This window comes from Burkholderia sp. 28_3 (genome assembly GCF_003253915.1).
Classification (GTDB): Bacteria; Pseudomonadota; Gammaproteobacteria; order Burkholderiales; family Burkholderiaceae; genus Burkholderia; species Burkholderia cenocepacia.
In genome coordinates this window covers 72,881-90,461 of the sequence record NZ_QKZF01000013.1, presented here as the reverse complement: position 1 = coordinate 90,461, position 17,581 = coordinate 72,881, and the positions used below count along the sequence as shown (strand labels likewise).

Below are 17,581 nucleotides of genomic sequence, written 5' to 3'. Positions count from 1 at the left end.
GCGCCGCCCTGGGCGGCCGCGGCCTGACGATATCAATGACGCAGTTTGTAGCCGGTCGCGAGCAGCCGCATCGCGATCAGCGCGAGCAGCACGAAGAAACCGGTGACGATCGCGAGGCTCGCGAACGGGTTGATGTCGGACGCGCCGAAGAACCCGAAACGGAAGCCGTCGATCATGTAGAAAAACGGGTTGAGACGCGACACTTCGCGCCACACGGGCGGCAGCGAGTGCGTCGAATAGAACACGCCGGACAGGAACGTCAGCGGCATGATCAGGAAGTTCTGGAACGCGGCGAGCTGGTCGAACTTCTCGGCCCAGATCCCGGCGATCAGGCCGAGCGTGCCGAGGATTGCCGAGCCGAGCAGCGCGAACGCAATGATGAACAGCGGCGCCGCGAAGTGCATCGGGATAAACCAGATCGTCACGACGAACACGCCGGTGCCGACCGCGAGCCCGCGCACCACGGACGCGAGCACGTACGCGCCGAAGATGTCGCGGTACGACAGCGGCGGCAGCAGCATGAACACGAGGTTGCCGGTGATCTTCGACTGGATCAGCGACGACGAGCTGTTCGCGAACGCGTTCTGCAGCACGCTCATCATCACGAGGCCCGGCACGAGAAAGCTCACGTACTCGACGCCCGGATAGACCTCGACGCGGCCCGACAGCGCGTGGCCGAAGATCGTCAGATACAGCAGCGCGGTGACGATCGGCGCGAGCACCGTCTGGAACGACACCTTCCAGAAACGCAGCAGTTCCTTGTAGAACAGCGTGCGAAACCCGCTTCCCGGCACGCGCCGGGCCGTCCCCTCGGACGTCAGCGAACGCAGTTCGCGTGGGGAGTGTTGATTCATGCCAGCCCCTCGATCACCTCGGCCCCGTTCATCACCTGGACGAACACATCCTCGAGGTCGGCCTTGCGGACCTCGATCTCGTCGAACGTGCAGCCGGCCGCGCGGCATTGCGCGAGGATGCGTTCGACCTCGTCGTAGCTCCCGAGACGCAGCAGGTGCTCGCCCGGCGCGCGCGCGGCCGGATCGGTCTCCAGCCCGCGCAGCTCGGCCGGCAGCGCACCGGTCGCGAACCGCAGATACAGTTGCAGGCCCGCGAACCGGCGCAGCAGCGCGTCGGTGCGGTCGAGCGCGACGACTTCGCCCCGGCGCAGCATCGCGATGCGGTCGCACAGCGACTCGGCTTCCTCGAGGTAATGGGTGGTCAGCACGATCGTGTGACCCTCGCGGTTCAGGCGCGAGATGAATTTCCACAGCGTCTGGCGCAATTCGACGTCGACGCCGGCGGTCGGCTCGTCGAGCACGATCACCGGCGGCCGGTGCACGAGCGCCTGCGCGACGAGCACGCGGCGCTTCATCCCGCCCGACAGCGCGCGCATGTTCGCGTCGGCTTTCTCGGTGAGATCGAGATTGGCCATCACTTCATCGATCCAGTCGTCGTTGCGGCGCAGCCCGAAGTAGCCGGACTGGATCCGCAGCGTCTCGCGGACGGTGAAGAACGGGTCGAAAACGAGTTCCTGCGGCACGACGCCGAGCGCGCGGCGCGCATTGCGGAAGTCCTGGACGACGTCGTGACCGCGCACCGAGATACTGCCTTCGTCGGCCCGGGCGAGCCCGGCGAGGATACTGATGAGCGTGGTCTTGCCTGCGCCGTTGGGGCCGAGCAGACCGAAAAACTCGCCTTCCTCGACCGACAGGCTGACGCCCTTGAGCGCCTGAAGCGACTTGTAGCGCTTCTTGACGTGACGGATTTCTATGGCTGACATGACTGTGCGCGACGCCAGGGCCGCGACGCCTATTCTGTGCTTGCTGCGAAAGAAAATGGGGGCCGGACGCCGATTGGCTGCCCCGCAAAACGCTTGATTATAGGGCAAACCGGCTGGGGGAGCCGGCGCCGAGGGCGCGCGGCCTGAAGCATGCGCGCGCCGGCTGGCGCGGCAGGCTTCGGTCGGACAGGATCAATGTCGCCCGGTGCCTTCGATGAGCGCGTCGACGCCGTAGGCGTGCGCGAGGCTGGCGAGCTTCGGAGGGAGATTGAGGATGTCGAGGGTCGCGCCGCGCGCTTTGGCGGCACGTTGCCATGCGAGCAGCACGGCGAGCGCGGACGAGTCGAACTGCGTCAGCGCCGCGCAATCGACGGCGGTTGCGCCCGCACCGATGCGCGCAAGACCGGCCGCGAGCGCGGACTTCGCGCTCGCGACGGTCAGCGAGGAGCCGGCTTCGAAGCCGCTCACGACGCTTGCTTGCCGGCGGCAAGTTGCTGGTTGCGCTGCGTCAGGAACTGGATCAGCCCTTCCACGCCGCTTTGCTGGATCTTCTCGTTGAACTGCTGCTGGTAGGTCTGGATCAGCCATGCGCCGAGCACGTTCAGGTCATACACCTTCCAGCCGTTCGCCGTCTTGTACAGGCGGTAATCGATCTGGACCGGCTGGCCGTTGTTCATCGCGACCGTCTTGACCACGACGTCGGTATCGGCCGGATCCGCACGGAACGGCGGGTACTGGATCTGCTGGTCCGGCTTCAGCTGCGCGAGCGCGCCCGAATACGTGCGGATCAGCAGCAGCTTGAACTGCTCCTGAACCTGCTGTTGCTGCTCGGCCGTCGCCGTGCGCCAGTTGCGGCCCATCGCGAGCTGCGTGGTGCGGCGGAAATCGGTGTACGGCAGGATGTCCTTGTTGACGATCGAGATGATGCGGTTGGTGTCGCCCTGCTTGATCGTCTGCTGCTTGACTTCGTCGAGCACCTGCTGCGTCGCCGTCTTGATCAGCGCCTGCGGGTTCGACTGGTCGACTTGCGCGTGAGCTGCGCTGCCGAACGAGAACAGCGCCGCGAAAACGGGGATCAGGAACAGTTTTTTCATCATAGTGGCCTGCATGAATGAGTCGATGCGAAGGTTGGAGCAGGTAGCTTACGCGCAAGTTCGCGTACGCTACCGACTGAATCGTTTCCGGCTGTAACGAATGTAAGTCCGTCAGTGCAGCCGGATGCTCGGGAACCGGAACCCGCCCGGCGACGGCGGCGCCACCTGCATCGCCGGCACGTTCGTCTCGCTGGCCGGGTTCGGCGATTCGGCCGTGCCCGACGCCGGCGCAGCAACCGCCGCGCCCGATGCGCCCGCCGGCGCCGCACCGCCCACCGCCGCCGCACCCGCGGTACCGGCCGCGCCGGCTGCCGCCGGTGCCGCGCCGTCTTCCGGCAGGTCGTACTTCGGCAGCGCGTCGTTGTTCGACGTTACGGCGGCCTCGCCGCGGGCGTTGCTGATCAGCGCCTGACGGCGCTGCAGGTACGCGTTGCGCACGAACGAATACTTGTCGAGCGCCGCGGCGTCCAGCACGTCGCCCGCGCCGAGCAGGTTCGCACGCGTGTTGACGAGGTTCACGCCGAACAGGCCCCAGCTCAGGCCATCCGGCTTCACGTAGGTAAGCGGGTTGCCGACGTAGTCGACGCCGAGGCCGGCCGTGTCGCGCAGCGTGCTCGGGCCGAGCAGCGGCAGCACGAGATACGGGCCCGACGGCATGCCGTAGCGGCCCATCGTAATCCCGAAGTCGGCCGTGTGCTTCGGCAGCTTCGCGATCGTCGCGACGTCGAACAGACCGCCGACGCCGAACACCGTGTTGATCACGACGCGCATGATGTCGCCGACGCCGTCCGCGATGCGCAGCTGCACGATGTTGTTCGCCGCGATGTAGACGTCGCCGATGTTCGAGAAGAAGTTCGTCACGCTGTCGCGCACCGGCTGCGGCACCACGTACTGGTAGCCCTTCGCGACCGGTTTCAGCGCGTACGTGTCGACCGTGTCGTTGAACTTGTACATCGTCCGGTTGAAGCCTTCGAGCGGATCGCCCTTGGTCGGCGTCTGCACGGTCGCGCAGCCGCTCAACGCGGCGACTGCCGCTACCGCCAGCGCGGCGTGCCTGATGCGGATCGTGTGCATGGTCATTACCCTCTTGTTTTCTCTCGTGTGGTTATTGGCCGGCTGAACCGGACACCGCCGACGCCGGCACCGCCACCGGCGCAGGCGCGGCCGGCGCGGCCGATGCGCCGGCTGCCGGCTTCGCACCGCCCGCATCGGCGGCCTTGCTGTACAGGAACTGGCCGATCAGGTTCTCGAGCACGATCGCAGATTGCGTCATCGTGATCGTATCGCCCGCCTTCAGCATTTCGGTGTCGCCGCCCGGATCGAGGCCGATATATTGCTCGCCGAGCAGGCCCGACGTCAGGATCTTCGCCGACGAATCCTTCGGGAATTGGTACTGGCCGTCGACGTCGATCGTGACGAGCGCCTGGTACGTGTTCGTGTCGAAGCCGATCGACTTCACGCGGCCGACCACGACGCCGGCGCTCTTCACGGCCGCGCGCGGCTTCAGCCCGCCGATATTGTCGAATTTCATTCTCACCGAATAGGTCGGCTGAAACGACAGCGAGCTCATGTTGCCGACCTTCAGCGCCAGGAACAGCACCGCAAGGAAGCCCACCACCACGAACAGGCCGACCCAGAAGTCGAGAGCAGTCTTTTTCATCGTCATCCCAAAATTTGGCTTGGCTGAGGCTTAGCTGAACATCAGCGCGGTCAGCAGGAAATCGAGGCCGAGTACGGCGAGCGACGCGAACACGACCGTCTTGGTGGTCGCGCGCGACACGCCCTCGGGCGTGGGCTTCGCTTCATACCCCTGGTACAGCGCAATGAAGGTCACGGCGAAGCCGAACACGATGCTCTTGATCACGCCGTTGCCGACGTCGGCCCAGACCTGGACCCCGCCCTGCATCTGCGACCAGAACGCGCCCGGATCGACGCCGATCAGCACGACGCCGACGAAATAACCGCCGAGCACGCCGACCGCGTTGAAGATCGCGGCCAGCAGCGGCATCGCGATGATGCCCGCCCACATGCGCGGCGCAATCACGTTCTTGATCGGGTCGACCGCCATCATCTCGAGCGCGGTGAGCTGCTCGCCGGCCTTCATCAGGCCGATCTCGGCCGTGAGCGACGTGCCCGCGCGGCCCGCGAACAGCAGCGCGGTGACGACCGGCCCGAGCTCGCGCACGAGCGACAGCGCGACCAGCAGGCCGAGCGCCTGCTCGGAACCGTAGCGGTTCAGCGTGTAATAGCCCTGCAGCCCGAGCACGAAGCCGACGAACAGCCCCGACACGGCGATGATCACGAACGAATAGTTGCCGAGGAAGTGGATCTGCTTCGTGACCAGCCGCGGCCGGCGCAGCAGCGGGAAGAATTCCAGCACGAGGCGCACGAACAGGCGCGTGCCGTAGCCCGCGCGCTCGAGGCCGCCGATGACGTAACGTCCGATCGCGCTGATCATGCGCGCCCTCCGCCGAGCCCGAAATCCGCCGCGAGCGGCGGGCTCGTGTAATGAAATTTGAACGGGCCGTCCGGCGCGCCGTCGATGAATTGCCGCACGCTCGGATCGGTCGACGCGCGCAGCTCGTCGGGCGTACCCTGCGCGAGCACGCCGCCATTGGCCAGAAAATACACGTAATCGGCGATCGCGAACGATTCCGGCACGTCGTGCGTGACGAGGATCGACGTCGCGCCGAGCGCCTGGTTCAGCGTGCGGATCAGGTTCGCGGTGATGCCGAGCGAGATCGGATCGAGGCCCGCGAACGGCTCGTCGTACATGATGAGCTGCGGATCGAGCGCGATCGCGCGTGCCAGCGCGATGCGGCGCGCCATCCCGCCCGACACCTCGGACGGCATCAAGTCGCGCGCGCCGCGCAGCCCGACCGCGTTGAGCTTCATCAGCACGAGGTCGCGGATCAGGTCTTCGGGCAGATCGGTATGTTCGCGCAGCGCGAACGCGACGTTCTCGAACACCGACATGTCGGTAAACAACGCGCCGAACTGGAACAGCATGCCCATCTTGCGGCGCAACGCATACAGCCCGTCGCGCGTTTGCGCGCCGACATCGGCGCCGTCGAACAGCACCTGGCCGCGGCGTGCGCGCACGAGGCCGCCGATCAGGCGCAGCACGGTGGTCTTGCCGCAACCCGAGCCGCCCATGACCGCGACGACCTGCCCGCGCCCGAAGCGCAGGTTCAGGTTGGACAGGACGAGGCGGTCGCCGTAGCCAAAGTCGACGTCGCGAAGTTCCAGCAGGGTCTCGGTAGGAGTGGGGCTCACGGAGCTGACAGTCCTTTTACGCAGAACGCCGAATTATAGGGCCTGCATTGGAATGATGTCGTGACGCCGTTCCGGGCCCTCCGGTCAACGATTGTCAAATTGTCCGGCAAAGCACTGCTGCAGTGCAATAAGCGCCGTCCGATAGTCGGCCGCGCCCGTGACCGCGCTGACCACCGCGACGCTGCCGACGCCCGTCGCCAGCACGGCCGGCAGCGCGTCGAGCCCCACCCCACCGATCGCGACCAGCGGCGCCCGCGCGCCGGCGAAGCGCGCGTAGCGGGCAATCCGCGCCAAACCCTGCGGCGGCGCGGCGACGGCCTTGGTCGCGGTCGCGTACACGGGGCCGAGCGCGAGGTAGCTCGGCCGTTCGTGCAGCGCCCGCAACATCTCGTAATAACCGTGGCTCGACAGTCCGAGCCGCAGGCCCGCGCGCGCGATCGCGGCCAGATCGGCCGTTTCGAGGTCCTCCTGACCGAGATGTACCCCGTACGCCCCCTCTTCTGCGGCGATCTGCCAGTGATCGTTGATGAACACGCGCGCATCGGGATAGCGGCGCCCGGCCGCGACCGCGCGCGCGATTTCTTGACGGAGTGCGTCCGGCGTCGCATCTTTCACGCGCAATTGCACGGTTCGCGCGCCGCCATCGAGCACGCGTTCGACCCATTCGGCGCTCGGCACGACCGGATAGAGGCCGAGTTGCGCGGGGCACGGCGGGAACGCCGGCTCCGGCGCGGGCGGCAGCCCGGCGACGCACGGGAATCGCTCGGCATCGACCGGCCATGCGTCGGCGGCGTGCGTCTCGTCGCCGTCGCGCCACGCCAGCGCGAGAACCAGCGCGTCGACCGGTGCGAAGCCGCAATCGAGGAATGCGGCAAGCGCCGCGATCCAGTCGTCCGCGAGCGGATGCGCGGCGTCCAGCGCGTAGCGCACGCCCGCCGCATGCAGCACGGCGCTGCGCTCGTCGAATTCGATCGCCACCGCATCGGGCGACGCTGGCCGCGACACGGCCGACGCACGCGCCTGCGCGGCGCGATCGCCGGCCGACACGATCAGCACGTCGCCGTCGGCCGGCACGTCGGGCGCCGCCACGCAGAGCCGCCACGGCGCCGCGCCGTCCGGCCAGTCGCCGAGCCGCGCGCGAATCCGCTCGGCCGCTTCGGCCAGCTCGTCGGCCGGCGGCCAGAACGCATCGGCGAAGCGCGCGCTCATGCGCCGCCTCCGTCCTGGTGCCAGAACGGCATCCCGACGACCGGCGTGCTCGCGTGCGCGGTTTCGCGCGCATCCATCGGGCCGGCGAGATACGCGGCACGGCCGGCCTCGACGCCCTGCGCAAACGCGCGCGCCATGATCTCCGGGTGCGTCGCCTGCGACACGGCCGTATTCAGCAGCACGCCGTCGAAACCCCACTCCATCACCTGGCACGCGTGCGACGGCACGCCGAGCCCCGCGTCGACGATCAGCGGCACGTCCGGCAGCCGTTCGCGCAGCACGCGCAGGCCGTACGGATTCACGACGCCCTTGCCGGTGCCGATCGGCGCGCCCCACGGCATCAGTGCCTCGCAGCCGACGTCGAGCAGGCGCCGGCCGATCACGAGATCCTCGGTGCAGTACGGCAGCACCTTGAAACCGTCCTTGACCAGTTGCGCGGCGGCATCGATCAGCCCGACCGGGTCGGGCTGCAGCGTGTAGTCGTCGCCGATCAGCTCGAGCTTGATCCAGTCGGTGCCGAAGACCTCGCGCGCCATGTGCGCGGTGGTCACGGCTTCGGCGACGGTCTGGCAGCCGGCCGTGTTCGGCAGCAGCGGCACCGCGTGGCGCTTGAGCAGGTCGAAGAAGCCGGCTTCGGCCGTGCCGCCCGTCATCTGGCGGCGCAGCGCGACCGTCACCATCCCGGGGCGCGACGCGGCGATCGAATCGGACAGCGACTGCAGCGACGGATAGCGCGACGTGCCGAGCAGCACGCGGCTTGCGAAGGTTTCGCCGTACAGCGTCAGCGTGTCGGCGGAGGTGGGGGACGTCATGTCGTTTTCCTGGAAGAGCGGGGACGAACCGGCGGCGCTCAGCCGCCCGCGACGGGGTGCACGACGTCGAGCCGGTCGCCCGCCGCGAGCGCGCGCGCCGCATGCTGCGTACGCGCGACGAAATTGCCGTTCAGCGCCACCGCGTACGGCGGACGCGCGCCGTACGCGGCGAGCGCGTCGGCCACCGTCGCGCCGTCGGGCAACGTCAGGGTCTGTTGATTGATCTGGATATCCATGAGGCTGGGTCGAATTCGGTCGGCGGCGCGCGTCAGGCCGGCTGGTGCGCGTCGTTGCGGTGATGGAGAAGCGTCGGCCAGCGCGCGGTGGCGCGCCATGCGGCAAATGCGTCGGGATCGCCGAGCGTGCCGCCGAGCGCGGCCTGCGCACACGCGACGGCCGCCTGCGCGACTTCCGGCGCGATCATGAAGCCGTGCCGGTACAGGCCGTTGACGGCGAGCGTCGACGCGCCGTCCCAGATCACCGCCGGACGATGATCGGGCAGCGTCGGCCGGCACTGCGCGTTGAGTTCGAGGATGCGCGCCTCGCCGAACGCCGGATGCACGGAGAACGCCGCGCTCAGCAGTTCGAGCGCGGAACGCACGCTCACGGGCGACATGTCCTCGCCCTCCACCTCGGTCGCGCCGATCACATAGAGATCGTCCTGCTTCGGTGCGATGTACAGCGGGTAGCGCGGATGCAGCAGCCGCACGGGCCGCGTGAGCCCGATGCCGGGCGCGTGCACGCGCGCGACTTCGCCGCGGATGCCGCGCAACGCGGGCAGCGCGGGTTTCGCGCCGAGCCCGCGACAATCGATCGTGACATGCGCGGCGGGCAGGTTCGCGTCGTCGACCGCCGCGTGCCAGTGCAGCGCGACGCCGCGTTCGGCGAGGCCCGCGGCGAGCGCGCGCAGCGCCTGGCGGTTGTCGAGCTGGCCTTCGCGCGGCAGCATCAGCCCGCGCGCGAAGCGGCCCGCGAGCGCGGGTTCGGCCGCGTCGACCTGCGCACCGGCCAGCGTCACGAAACCGCCGTCGAACAACTCGGCCGGCGCGTTCGCGCGCACGCGCCGCTCGAACAGCGGCGCCTCCGCGCGGTCCGCGTGATGCCAGACGACGAGCGTGCCGCGATGCTGGAAGAAGACGGGTTCGGGCAGTTCCGCGAGCCACTGCGGCCAGCGCGCGAGCGACGCGGCACCGAGCTCGGTGATCAGCAGCTCCGCGCTCGCCGCTTCCGCGAGCGGCGCGAGCATCGCGGCCGCGATCCACGCGGCCGACTGCTCGCCGTCCGGCCCGCCGCGCTCGTAGAGCGCGACGCGATGCCCGTCACCGGCGAGCCGCCACGCGATCAGGCGGCCGACGAGGCCGCCGCCGAGTACCGCGAAATCGGGTCGTGCATCCCGGACGTTCATCGCGCGCCCTCCGCGCGGTCACGCGCGACGAGCGTCGACGTGCACGCGCCACCGCATGCGAACGCACGCGACATCGGGCCGGGAACCATGCAAAAGACTGAAGATTGTGCGGTCATCATTCCTTCCGTAACGCGCAATGCGCGTACCCAAAAGGACGAAACCGGCAGCAAAGGCCGGCCGGGCGGGACTCGGGCGCTGACCATATGGGATGGCGGCCAGCGCGGCCCGGCGGGATCAGAAACTTCCCTCGCCGGTATTACCCGGATCGGGTGCGAAGGGTCTTTCTCAGCCTCGCCGCGCTGCCCGGAACATCTGCCGGCCGCGCCACGAAGCACCCCTGTTTCGTCGTCGGCCATTAGACCATAAAAGCGGAAAGCGCCGCAAACTGTCCCCCTTGCGGCAAATTCGCCGGCGCGCCGCGCCGCTCTGGCACAATGCCCGCAGGCCGGCCGCGCGAGCGGCCGGTTGCCGCGTCACCGCCGGTTTTTAAGTGCCGTTTAAGACGCACGGGCGACCATCCGGACGCCCGCCGTCCGTCGGCGCCGCGCCCCGGCATGCCGTATCGCGGCGCGCGCCCGGTTTCGCCCGGCCCGCGCGCCGGCTCATCATCAGGAAGCACATGACCCAATCGATCGATCCCGTCCGCTCCGCCTCCGACGCGCCGCAGGACGAGCGCCCGGTATCCGCATGGAGCCTCATCAAGCCCTACTGGGTATCGTCCGAATGGAAAATCGCGTGGGGGTTGCTGGTCACGATCATCGCGATCAACCTCTGCGTGGTCTGGATCAACGTCAAGCTGAACAAGTGGAACGCGCAGTTCTACAACGCGCTGCAGTCGAAGGACGTCCACGACTTCCCGAACCTGCTGATGCAGTTCTCCGCGCTCGCGTTCGGCTTCATCATCCTCGCCGTCTACGGCCGCTACCTGCGCCAGATGCTCGGCTTCCGCTGGCGCCAGTGGCTCACCGACCGCTTTCTCGGCCAGTGGCTCGGCGATCGCGCGTTCTACAGGATCGAGCGTGACCGCCTCGCCGACAACCCCGACCAGCGGATCACCGACGACCTCCAGTCGTTCGCGACCACGACGCTCGCGCTGTCGCTCGACCTGCTGTCGACGGTCGTCACGCTCGTGTCGTTCATCACGATCCTGTGGTCGCTCGCCGGCGCGCTGACGTTCACGCTCGGCGCGACGCCGATCGCGATTCCCGGCTACATGGTGTGGGCGGCCGCGCTGTACGCGGTGATCGGCTCGCTGATCATCCAGAAGGTCGGTCATCCGCTCGTGTCGATCAACTACCAGCAGCAGCGCGTCGAGGCCGATTTCCGCTTCGGGCTGATCCGCGTGCGCGAGAACGCCGAGCAGATCGCGTTCTACGACGGCGAGAAGACCGAGGCCGGCAACGCGCAGAGCCTCTTCATGCGCATCCGCGACAACTGGTGGCGCGTGATGAAGTACACGAAGCGGCTCACGTTCGTGCTGAGCTTCTACGGGCAGATCGCGATCATCTTCCCGCTCGTCGTCGCCGCGCCGCGCTACTTTGCCGGTGCGTTCTCGTTCGGCGTGCTGATGCAGATCTCGTCCGCGTTCGGCACCGTCAGCGATTCGTTCTCGTGGTTCATCAACAGCTACTCGACCCTCGTCGAATGGCGCGCCACCGTCAACCGTCTGCGCGAATTCAAGCGCGTGATGGGCACGTCGCACCTGAAGGAAAGCCTGTCGCCCGCGACCGAGCACGGCGGCATCAACCTGCACTACATCGACGCCGCGAAGCTGTCCACGTCGTCGCTCAAGCTCGCGCTGCCGAACGGCAACGCGCTCGCGAACATCGGCGACGTCACGATCGAGCCCGGCTCGCGCTGGCTCGTGGTCGGCAAGTCCGGTTCCGGCAAGAGCACGTTCATGCGCGCGCTCGCGGGGCTGTGGCCGTTCGGCGACGGCGCGATCGACGCGCCGGTCGGTGCGCGGATGATGTTCGTGCCGCAAACCAGCTATTTGCCGATCGGCACGCTGAAGGCCGCGCTCACCTACCCGGCGACGCCCGACACGTTCAGCGATGAAGCATGCCGCGATGCGCTGCGCGCGTGCCGTCTCGAGGATTACGTCGAGCGCCTCGACGAAACCGCGCACTGGACCCGCGTGCTGTCGCCGGGCGAACAGCAGCGTCTGGCCGGCGCGCGCGTGCTGCTGCACAAGCCCGACTTCCTGTTCCTCGACGAGGCGACCAGCGCGCTCGACGCCGACAACGAAGCCCGCCTCTATCACCTGTTCGCCGAACGGCTGCCGAAGGCCGCGATCGTCAGCATCGCGCACCGCGAATCGCTGGCCGCGTTCCACGTCGGCACGATCAACGTCGAGCGCGTGAGCAGCGACGACAAGGTCGCCGCGTGAACGCACGCGCCGCGCACGTCGCCCGGATCGCGCTGATCACCGGCGCGGGGTCGGGGATCGGCGCGGCGCTCGCGCGGCGGCTCGCGGCGCCCGGCGTCGCGCTGGCGCTGCATGCGCGCGGCGCGGACGATGCGGCACGCGCGCGGCTCGCAGCAGTCGCCCAGGCGTGCACGGCGGCCGGCGCGGAATGCGTGACGTTGACCGGCGATCTCGCTGAGCCCGGCGTGGCTGCCACGCTCGTCGATGCCGTCGCCACCCGCTTCGGCGGGCTCGACCAGCTCGTCGCGAACGCCGGCTTCGCCGCGCGGCAATCCTTTTCCGAACTCTCGGCGGATGCGCTCGCGTCCGCGTTCGCGGCGATGCCCGGTGCGTTCTCCGCGCTCGCGGGCCGCGCGCGGCCGCTGCTCGAAGCATCGATCGCGCCGCGGATCGTCGCGGTCAGTTCGTTCGTCGCGCACCGCTACCGCGCCGATGCGCCGTTCGCGGCGACCGCCGCCGCGAAAGCCGCGCTCGAATCGCTGGTGCGTACCGCCGCCGCCGAATTCGCCGCGCGCGGCATCACCGTCAATGCGGTCGCGCCGGGCTTCACGCGCAAGGACCACGGCCCGAGCGCCGGCAACGCCGCGGCCTGGGCGCAGGCCGAACAGGCGACGCCGCTCGGCCGGATCGCCGAACCCGACGACGTCGCCGCGCTGATCGCGTTCCTGCTGTCGGACGCGGCGCGACAGATCACCGGCCAGGTCATCCACGTCGACGGCGGCCTGACGCTCTGATGCGTCGCCCCGTCTGCCTGCCGTTCCGCACGAACCTGCATCCGCCTTTTTGGCGTGCGCGAGCGCGCCCGTAAAATAACCGCGACGCGGCAGCGCGGGACGAGACAAGACGAGAGGGGGCGACAAGCATGCAGGCATTCCAGTGGTTCAACGAATTGTCGACGCGCGAGCGCCGGACGCTGTACGCCGGATTCGGCGGCTATGCGGTCGACGCGTTCGACTTCATGATCTATTCGTTCCTGATTCCGACGCTGATCGCCACCTGGGGCATGACGAAGAGCGAGGCCGGGATGATCGCGACCAGTTCGCTGATCTCGTCGGCGATCGGCGGCTGGGTCGCCGGCATCCTCGCCGACCGCTACGGCCGCGTGCGCATGCTGCAGTGGACGATCGCGACGTTCGCGCTGTTCACGTGCCTGTCCGGCTTCACGCATTCGTTCTGGCAGTTGCTCGCGACGCGCACGCTGCAGGGTTTCGGCTTCGGCGGCGAATGGTCGGTCGTGACGATCATGATGGCCGAGACGATCCGCTCGCCCGAGCATCGCGCGAAGGCCGTCGGCACCGTGCAGAGCAGCTGGTCGTTCGGCTGGGGCGCGGCCGCGATCCTTTACTGGGCGTTCTTCGCGCTGCTGCCCGAGCAGATCGCGTGGCGCGCGTGCTTCTGGATCGGCATCGTGCCCGCCCTGTGGATCCTGTACATCCGCCGCAACGTCAGCGATCCCGACATCTATACGGCCACCCGCCGCGCGCGCGACGAAGGCCGCGTGTCGGGCCACTTCCTCGAGATCTTCTCGCCGCCGCACCTGCGCGCGACGCTGTTCGGCAGCGCGCTGTGCACCGGCATGCTCGGCGGCTACTACGCGATCACGACGTGGCTGCCCACCTATCTGAAAACCGTGCGCCATCTGTCGGTGTTCAACACGAGCGGCTATCTGGTCGTGCTGATCGTCGGTTCGTTCGTCGGCTACGTGGTCGGCGCGATGCTCTCTGACCGGCTCGGCCGCCGTGCGTCGTTCATCCTGTTCGCGGTCGGCTCGTTCTCGCTCGGCATGGCGTACACGATGCTGCCGATCACCGATACCGCGATGCTGCTGCTCGGCTTTCCGCTCGGCATCGTCGTGCAGGGCATCTTCGCGGGCGTCGGCGCGTATCTGTCGGAGCTGTATCCGGGCGCGATCCGCGGCTCGGGCCAGGGCTTCTGCTACAACCTCGGCCGCGGGCTCGGCTCGTTCTTCCCGATCCTCGTCGGCGCGCTGTCGCAATCGATGTCGCTCGTGAAGGCGATCGGCCTCGTCGCGGGCGGCGGCTACCTGCTCGTGATCGTCGCGGCGCTCGTGCTGCCGGAAACGCGCGGCAAGTCGCTCGCCGACGATCCGGCCATCGCGTCGTGAGCCACCGCCCCGTTCCGGACACCGCATGCACGTGATCGTTCTCGGCGCCGGCGTGATCGGCGTCACCACCGCCTGGCACCTGCGCGAAGCAGGCTGCGACGTCACCGTGATCGAACGCGAGGCCGACGTCGCGCAAGCGACGAGCCTCGGCAACGCGGGCGTGATCGCGCCCGGCTACGTGACGCCGTGGGCCGCGCCCGGGATGCCCGGCAAGATCCTCAAGTACCTGTTCAAGCCTGCGTCGCCGCTGATCTTCCGGCCGACGCTCGACGCCGCGCAGTGGCGCTGGATCGCGCGCTGGCTGCGCGAATGCGAATTCGAGCGGTTCCGCGTGAACAAGCAGCGGATGCAGCGCATCGCGTATTACAGCCGCGCGTGCCTGCATGCGTTTCGCGACCGTTATCCGTTCGACTACGGCGCGAGCCGCGGCTACCTGCAACTGCTGCGCAGCGCGTTCGACGTCGAGATGGTGCAGCCCGCGCTGAAGGTGCTGCGCGATGCCGGCATCGCGTTTCGCGAACTCGACGCGGCCGGCTGCACCGCGATCGAGCCAGGCCTGCGCTGGGCGCGGCAGGCGCCCGTCGGCGGCATCTACCTGCCCGACGACGAAGCGGGCGACTGCGCACGCTTCACGCGAGAACTGCGGGCGCTGTGCGAAGCGAACGGCGTGACGTTCCGGTTTCGCACCGCGATTCGAGCGCTCGATGTCGCGGGCGGCGAGGTGCGCGGCGTGCGGATCGACTCGCTCGACGCGGGCGCCGCCCGACGCGATGCGCTGCTCGCCGCCGATGCGATCGTCGTCGCACTCGGCGTCGACAGCGCGGGCCTGCTGCGACCGCTCGGCATCGACGTGCCGCTGTATCCGGTGAAGGGCTACTCGGCCACGCTCGCGGTCGTCGACGATGAAAAGGCCCCATGCGCCGCGCTGATGGACGAATCGCTGAAGACGGCGATCACGCGCTTCGGCCCGACGCTGCGCGTCGCCGGCACCGCGGAGCTCGGCAATCGCCACGCGGCGCTGCGGCAGCAGGCGCTCGACACGCTGATGAAGGTGCTCGACGACTGGTTTCCGCATGCGGCCGATCGCGCGTCGGCGCGTTTCTGGGTCGGCCGCCGGCCGATGACGCCCGACGGACCGCCACTGCTCGGCGCGAGCGGCATCGACGGCCTCTGGCTCAACGTCGGCCACGGCTCGACGGGCTGGGCCATGTCGATGGGTTCGGGAAAGGTGGTCGCGGATCTCGTCACCGGGCGCGCGCCGGAGATCGATCTGGCGGGCCTGACGCTCGCGCGCTACGACCGCTAGGGCCGCGCCAGGGACAGGCTTGCGGACGCGCCCTACGCGCCGACGCTGTCGTCCGCACGCGCGATCGGCACCGACACGATCGGCCGATGCGACACGCCTTCATGCGACAGCCGGCTTTCGAACAGCGTCAGCGCTTCGACACGCACGTCGACGGGCCGCCCCGGCGCGCCGCCGTGCGCGGGCTGGCCGACCGCATCGTGCGGCAGCCGCGCGAGCGTCACGTGCGGCCGGAACGGCCGGCGGTCGGCCGGCACGCCGAGTTCGCGCAGCAGCGCGGCCAGCCCCGCATTCAGCGCGACGCACGCAGCATCGACCGCGAGTTCCGCGACGATCAGCCTCGCGCGCGGCAGGCTCGGCCACCACGCGATCCGCTCGACCGGCATCGGCGGCAACGCATGCGCGGCCGCGAGCGCCGGCAGGTGCGCGGCCAGCGCGTCGCACCGTTCCCGCTCGATTGCGCCGATGAACGCGAGCGTCATGTGCAGTTGCGCGGGCGGCGGGCGCCGCGCGCCACGGGTGACCGGCAACGCGTGCAGCGCGTCGCGCGATGCCGCATCGGGCATCAGCGCGACGAACGCACGGAGCCGGTCGCCGTTCATGACTCGCGCACCGTCACGCGCACTTCGGCCACCGCGTCGGCCGACGGCGGACGCTGCGGCAGCGGGCCGTGCTCGCCCCACACGTCGGCCGGCAGCACGCGCGCGAGTTCGGGGATCGTGTTGCGCGTGAACACCGGATCGGCGACGCCGGCCGCGCGCTGGCGGCGATAGTCGGCCCATGCGGCGTGCGCGTACCTGCCGAGCGCGAGGATCGCGATCAGGTTGATGATCGCCATCAAGCCCATGCTCGTATCGGCCATCGCCCACACGAGCGGCAGTTGCCCGACGCTGCCGAACATCACCATGCCGAGCACGGCGATGCGGAACAGCGGCAGCACGCCGCGCCGCTTCGTGATGAATTCGACGTTGCCTTCCGCATACGCGTAGTTGCCGATCACCGACGAGAACGCGAGGAAGAAGATCGCGACGGCCATGTAGATGCCGCCCCAGTCGCCGACGTGGCTCGAGATCGCGCGCTGCGTGAGCGCCGCGCCCTCCATCCCGGTGCCGAGTTCGTACTGGCCCGACAGCAGGATCACGAATGCGGTCGCGCTGCAGATCACGATCGTGTCGACGAACACGCCGAGCATCTGGATCAACCCCTGCGTGACGGGGTGGCGCGTGCTCGCGGTCGCGGCCGCGTTCGGCGCGCTGCCCATCCCCGCCTCGTTCGAGAACAGCCCGCGCTTCACGCCGATCGCGATCGCCTGGCTGACCGCGTAGCCGGTCAGGCCGCCGGCCGCCTGCTCGAGGCCGAACGCGCTCTTCACGATCAACGCGATCACGCCGGGCACCAGCGTGATGTGCGTCGCGACCGCGTAGACCGCGAGCGCGAGGTAGCCGATCGCCATCAGCGGCACGATCACCTGCGCGACCGTCGCGATGCGGCGGATGCCGCCGAAGATGATCGGCGCGGACAGCAGCACGAGACCGAGGCCGACCGTCTCGCGACGCCAGCCGAACGACGTATGGAATGCATCGGCGATCGCATTGGCCTGTACCGCGTTGAACACGAAGCCGAACGCGAGGATCAGCGACAGCGAGAACAGCACACCGAAGCCGCGCGAGCGCAGGCCCGTCTGGATGTAGTACGCGGGGCCGCCGCGATAGCTGCCGTCCGGGTGCGATACCTTGAAGATCTGCGCGAGCGTCGCCTCGACGAACGCGGACGACATCCCGACCAGCGCGGTCATCCACATCCAGAAGATCGCGCCCGGCCCGCCGACCGTCAGCGCGACCGCGACGCCGGCGATGTTGCCGGTGCCGACGCGGCTCGCGAGCCCGGTCGCGAACGCCTGGAACGACGAGATGCTGCCCGGTTCGCCCTTGCTGCCGACCAGCTTCATGCTGAGGAGCAGCGCCTTCAGCTGAATCATCCGGAACCGCAACGTGAACCACGCACCGGCGCCGAGCAGCAGCGCGATCAGCACGTAGTTCCACAACACGCCATTGACGGCGTCGATCAGCCCATGCACGAATGCTTCCATCCAGAGTCCTTGTAAATAGGGTCAGTCATGTGCGGCGACCGCGAACGCGGCCCGAGGGGCGAC

The 17,581-nt window shown here is 68.9% G+C and carries 18 protein-coding genes and 1 riboswitch; of the genes, 4 read left to right on the top strand and 14 right to left on the bottom strand.

The window, feature by feature from the left end:
- Window positions 1–32 precede the first annotated feature (32 nt).
- The 12 genes from DFS13_RS24735 to DFS13_RS24680 form a co-directional block, all read right to left on the bottom strand.
- Entirely contained in the window at window positions 33–854 is an 822-nt protein-coding gene (locus DFS13_RS24735; protein ID WP_006485346.1) for an ABC transporter permease, read from the bottom strand.
- Window positions 851–1,777 carry an ABC transporter ATP-binding protein gene (locus tag DFS13_RS24730; protein ID WP_006485348.1) on the bottom strand — a complete coding sequence of 309 codons (927 nt, stop codon included), beginning with the start codon at window positions 1,775–1,777 and terminating at the stop codon, window positions 851–853. Before DFS13_RS24730 ends, DFS13_RS24735 begins: the two co-directional genes overlap by 4 nt.
- A 192-nt stretch (window positions 1,778–1,969) precedes the next feature.
- Entirely contained in the window at window positions 1,970–2,245 is a 276-nt protein-coding gene (locus DFS13_RS24725; protein WP_006485329.1) for a lipid asymmetry maintenance protein MlaB, read from the bottom strand.
- Complete coding sequence (locus tag DFS13_RS24720; RefSeq protein ID WP_012492305.1) at window positions 2,242–2,871, bottom strand: phospholipid-binding protein MlaC; 630 nt, start codon at window positions 2,869–2,871, stop codon at window positions 2,242–2,244. The genes DFS13_RS24725 and DFS13_RS24720 overlap by 4 nt, the downstream gene beginning before the upstream one ends.
- Before the next feature lie 111 nt (window positions 2,872–2,982).
- Window positions 2,983–3,945 (bottom strand): VacJ family lipoprotein, encoded by a 963-nt coding sequence (locus DFS13_RS24715; RefSeq protein WP_020979879.1) that lies wholly within the window; start codon window positions 3,943–3,945, stop codon window positions 2,983–2,985.
- A 31-nt stretch (window positions 3,946–3,976) separates the two neighbouring features.
- Window positions 3,977–4,537 carry an outer membrane lipid asymmetry maintenance protein MlaD gene (gene mlaD / locus DFS13_RS24710; RefSeq protein ID WP_006486221.1) on the bottom strand — a complete coding sequence of 187 codons (561 nt, stop codon included), beginning with the start codon at window positions 4,535–4,537 and terminating at the stop codon, window positions 3,977–3,979.
- Window positions 4,538–4,561: 24 nt separating this feature from the next.
- Window positions 4,562–5,329 carry a lipid asymmetry maintenance ABC transporter permease subunit MlaE gene (gene mlaE / locus DFS13_RS24705; RefSeq protein WP_006486220.1) on the bottom strand — a complete coding sequence of 256 codons (768 nt, stop codon included), beginning with the start codon at window positions 5,327–5,329 and terminating at the stop codon, window positions 4,562–4,564.
- The gene (locus tag DFS13_RS24700; RefSeq protein WP_006477138.1) at window positions 5,326–6,147 is read right to left on the bottom strand and encodes an ABC transporter ATP-binding protein; all 822 of its coding nucleotides are present in this window, start codon (window positions 6,145–6,147) and stop codon (window positions 5,326–5,328) included. The genes mlaE and DFS13_RS24700 overlap by 4 nt, the downstream gene beginning before the upstream one ends.
- Window positions 6,148–6,231: 84 nt before the next feature.
- Entirely contained in the window at window positions 6,232–7,356 is a 1,125-nt protein-coding gene (gene thiE, locus DFS13_RS24695) for a thiamine phosphate synthase (protein ID WP_077019890.1), read from the bottom strand.
- The gene (locus DFS13_RS24690; protein WP_006488530.1) at window positions 7,353–8,168 is read right to left on the bottom strand and encodes a thiazole synthase; all 816 of its coding nucleotides are present in this window, start codon (window positions 8,166–8,168) and stop codon (window positions 7,353–7,355) included. Before DFS13_RS24690 ends, thiE begins: the two co-directional genes overlap by 4 nt.
- Window positions 8,169–8,206: 38 nt before the next feature.
- Entirely contained in the window at window positions 8,207–8,404 is a 198-nt protein-coding gene (gene thiS / locus DFS13_RS24685) for a sulfur carrier protein ThiS (protein WP_006488534.1), read from the bottom strand.
- A 32-nt stretch (window positions 8,405–8,436) separates the two neighbouring features.
- Window positions 8,437–9,573: an FAD-dependent oxidoreductase gene (locus tag DFS13_RS24680; protein ID WP_006488532.1), complete on the bottom strand. Its 1,137-nt coding sequence runs from the start codon at window positions 9,571–9,573 to the stop codon at window positions 8,437–8,439.
- 225 nt (window positions 9,574–9,798) lie between these two features.
- Window positions 9,799–9,922: riboswitch (TPP riboswitch) on the bottom strand.
- 270 nt (window positions 9,923–10,192) lie between these two features.
- Between DFS13_RS24680 and DFS13_RS24675 the strand changes: the two genes are divergently transcribed.
- The 4 genes from DFS13_RS24675 (at window position 10,193) to DFS13_RS24660 (ending at window position 15,432) form a co-directional block, all read left to right on the top strand.
- Window positions 10,193–11,962 (top strand): ABC transporter ATP-binding protein/permease, encoded by a 1,770-nt coding sequence (locus DFS13_RS24675; protein WP_006488528.1) that lies wholly within the window; start codon window positions 10,193–10,195, stop codon window positions 11,960–11,962.
- Entirely contained in the window at window positions 11,959–12,735 is a 777-nt protein-coding gene (locus tag DFS13_RS24670) for an SDR family oxidoreductase (protein ID WP_012492303.1), read from the top strand. The genes DFS13_RS24675 and DFS13_RS24670 overlap by 4 nt, the downstream gene beginning before the upstream one ends.
- 128 nt (window positions 12,736–12,863) lie before the next feature.
- A complete protein-coding gene (locus tag DFS13_RS24665) occupies window positions 12,864–14,126 on the top strand; it encodes an MFS transporter (RefSeq protein WP_006482644.1) in 1,263 nt (420 codons plus the stop codon).
- 25 nt (window positions 14,127–14,151) lie between these two features.
- Window positions 14,152–15,432, top strand: coding sequence for a D-amino acid dehydrogenase (locus DFS13_RS24660; protein WP_111442226.1), 1,281 nt, complete (start codon window positions 14,152–14,154; stop codon window positions 15,430–15,432).
- A gap of 32 nt (window positions 15,433–15,464) precedes the next feature.
- Here the strand turns inward: DFS13_RS24660 and thpR are convergent, their stop codons facing one another.
- Window positions 15,465–16,031, bottom strand: coding sequence for an RNA 2',3'-cyclic phosphodiesterase (thpR, locus tag DFS13_RS24655; RefSeq protein ID WP_048986853.1), 567 nt, complete (start codon window positions 16,029–16,031; stop codon window positions 15,465–15,467).
- Window positions 16,028–17,518 carry a sodium:alanine symporter family protein gene (locus DFS13_RS24650; protein WP_034201079.1) on the bottom strand — a complete coding sequence of 497 codons (1,491 nt, stop codon included), beginning with the start codon at window positions 17,516–17,518 and terminating at the stop codon, window positions 16,028–16,030. The genes thpR and DFS13_RS24650 overlap by 4 nt, the downstream gene beginning before the upstream one ends.
- Between the last annotated feature and the right edge of the window lie 63 nt (window positions 17,519–17,581).

Bases quoted from the DNA above. Each gene is read 5' to 3' on its own strand.
- DFS13_RS24715 (WP_020979879.1), bottom strand. From the start codon at position 3,945: ATGCACACGATCCGCATCAGGCACGCCGCGCTGGCGGTAGCGGCAGTC.
- DFS13_RS24735 (WP_006485346.1), bottom strand. From the start codon at position 854: ATGAATCAACACTCCCCACGCGAACTGCGTTCGCTGACGTCCGAGGGG.
- mlaE (WP_006486220.1), bottom strand. From the start codon at position 5,329: ATGATCAGCGCGATCGGACGTTACGTCATCGGCGGCCTCGAGCGCGCG.
- DFS13_RS24650 (WP_034201079.1), bottom strand. From the start codon at position 17,518: ATGGAAGCATTCGTGCATGGGCTGATCGACGCCGTCAATGGCGTGTTG.
- DFS13_RS24690 (WP_006488530.1), bottom strand. From the start codon at position 8,168: ATGACGTCCCCCACCTCCGCCGACACGCTGACGCTGTACGGCGAAACC.
- DFS13_RS24665 (WP_006482644.1), top strand. From the start codon at position 12,864: ATGCAGGCATTCCAGTGGTTCAACGAATTGTCGACGCGCGAGCGCCGG.
- thiE (WP_077019890.1), bottom strand. From the start codon at position 7,356: ATGAGCGCGCGCTTCGCCGATGCGTTCTGGCCGCCGGCCGACGAGCTG.
- DFS13_RS24675 (WP_006488528.1), top strand. From the start codon at position 10,193: ATGACCCAATCGATCGATCCCGTCCGCTCCGCCTCCGACGCGCCGCAG.
- DFS13_RS24680 (WP_006488532.1), bottom strand. From the start codon at position 9,573: ATGAACGTCCGGGATGCACGACCCGATTTCGCGGTACTCGGCGGCGGC.
- thiS (WP_006488534.1), bottom strand. From the start codon at position 8,404: ATGGATATCCAGATCAATCAACAGACCCTGACGTTGCCCGACGGCGCG.
- thpR (WP_048986853.1), bottom strand. From the start codon at position 16,031: ATGAACGGCGACCGGCTCCGTGCGTTCGTCGCGCTGATGCCCGATGCG.
- DFS13_RS24730 (WP_006485348.1), bottom strand. From the start codon at position 1,777: ATGTCAGCCATAGAAATCCGTCACGTCAAGAAGCGCTACAAGTCGCTT.
- mlaD (WP_006486221.1), bottom strand. From the start codon at position 4,537: ATGACGATGAAAAAGACTGCTCTCGACTTCTGGGTCGGCCTGTTCGTG.
- DFS13_RS24720 (WP_012492305.1), bottom strand. From the start codon at position 2,871: ATGAAAAAACTGTTCCTGATCCCCGTTTTCGCGGCGCTGTTCTCGTTC.
- DFS13_RS24660 (WP_111442226.1), top strand. From the start codon at position 14,152: ATGCACGTGATCGTTCTCGGCGCCGGCGTGATCGGCGTCACCACCGCC.